This is a genomic window from Burkholderia sp. AU4i (genome assembly GCF_000466765.1).
GTDB classification, from domain to species: Bacteria; Pseudomonadota; Gammaproteobacteria; order Burkholderiales; family Burkholderiaceae; genus Burkholderia; species Burkholderia cepacia.
This window is the reverse complement of sequence record NZ_ASSI01000366.1, coordinates 1-1,527: the sequence shown is the minus strand read 5'-3', so window position 1 is coordinate 1,527 and position 1,527 is coordinate 1. Positions and strand designations below refer to the sequence as shown.

Annotated in this window: 2 protein-coding genes; both read left to right on the top strand. The window is 70.7% G+C overall.

Annotation, left to right across the window (positions count from 1 at the left end):
- Nucleotides 1-824: amidase (locus L810_RS42635; protein WP_042978380.1), on the top strand; the 824-nt coding region annotated here is incomplete at its 5' end.
- Nucleotides 825-964: 140 nt separating this feature from the next.
- Nucleotides 965-1,477 (top strand): disulfide bond formation protein B, encoded by a 513-nt coding sequence (locus L810_RS42630; RefSeq protein WP_021164287.1) that lies wholly within the window; start codon nucleotides 965-967, stop codon nucleotides 1,475-1,477.
- Nucleotides 1,478-1,527: the final 50 nt, after the last annotated feature.

Sequence of the window (1,527 nt, the reverse complement as noted above, 5' to 3'; positions counted from 1 at the left end):
GCGGCTCGATCCGCATTCCGGCCGCACTGTGCGGGCTGACGGGATTCAAGCCGACCGCGAGCCGGATCCCGACACAAGGCGGCGTACCGCTGTCGACGACACTCGACTCGTTCGGCCCGATCGGCCTGACGGTCGCCTGCTGCGCGCTCGTCGACCGGATGCTCGCGGGCCTCGAACCGCACGTGCCGGCCGCCCGGCCGCTCGAGGGCGTAAGGCTCGGCGTGTTGACGAACTACGTGACGGACGGTGTCGATGCCGACGTCGCGGCCGCGCTCGACGCCGCGCTCAAGCACCTCGAAGCCGCCGGCGCGATCGTCACGGAAGTGCGCTTCCCGGCACTCGACCGGCTGCCGGACGTCAACCGCTTCGGCTTCTCGCCGATCGAGGCGTACGCATGGCATCGCCCGCTGCTCGCGCGGCACCGCGACCAGTACGATCCGCGCGTGCTCACGCGCATCCTGAAGGGCGAACCCGCGAGCGCGGCCGACTATCTCGACCTGCTCGCCGCGCGCACGGCGATGCTCGACGAAGCCGCGCACACGGTCTGGGCGCGCTTCGATGCGCTCGTCGCGCCGACGGTGCCGGTCGTGCCGCCGCGCATCGCCGACCTCGAAACGGACGACGCCGCGTTCACGCGCACCAACGCGCTGATCCTGCGCAACCCGAGCGCGTTCAACTTCCTCGACGCGTGCGCGCTGTCGCTGCCGTGCCATCCGCGCGACGCGGCGCCGGTCGGCCTGATGCTCGCGGCCGCACCGCATCGCGACGACGCGCTGCTCGCGATCGGCCAGGCCGTCGAGGCCGTGCTCAATACGATCCGCTGAACGCAGCCAGCCGAGCGCCGGCGGACAGGACGCGCGGTGCGGCAGGTTGCCGCACGCGCGCTGTCAGTTTCGTGCCAGACCGTTCGCGCTAAAATCGCGCGATTGTTTTCCGGACCGACCCCACGAGGAACCCCGCCGACATGAACGACTACACGCTCGCAATCCGCCGCGAACGCCGCCTGCTGATGCTGCTCGGCTGGGTGTGCATCGCCCTGCTGGCCGGTGCGCTCTACCTGCAGTATGTAAAGAACGAAGATCCCTGCCCGCTGTGCATCATCCAGCGCTACTTCTTCTGCGCGATCGGGATCTTCGCGTTCCTGGCCGCCGGGATCCGCAACTGGCGCGTCATCTGGGTGCTCGAGCTGCTGATCGCGATCGCCGCCGCCGGCGGCGTCGGCACGGCCGCCCGGCATTTGTCGATCCAGATGAATCCGGGCTTCAGCTGCGGCTTCGACACGCTGCAGCCGATCGTCGACAGCCTGCCGCCCGCGCAGTGGTTCCCCGGCATGTTCAAGGTCGCCGGGCTGTGCGAGACCGTCTACCCGCCGATCCTCGGCATCCTGCTGCCCGGCTGGGCCCTGATCGGCTTCGCCGCGATCCTGGTTGCCGTCGTCGCGAGCCTCTGGCGCCATCGCCGCAAGCTCGCGGCCTGACCGGCCGGTTTCGCACCGGCCCGCGCGCGGCCCGCTCACCCGGGCCGCAC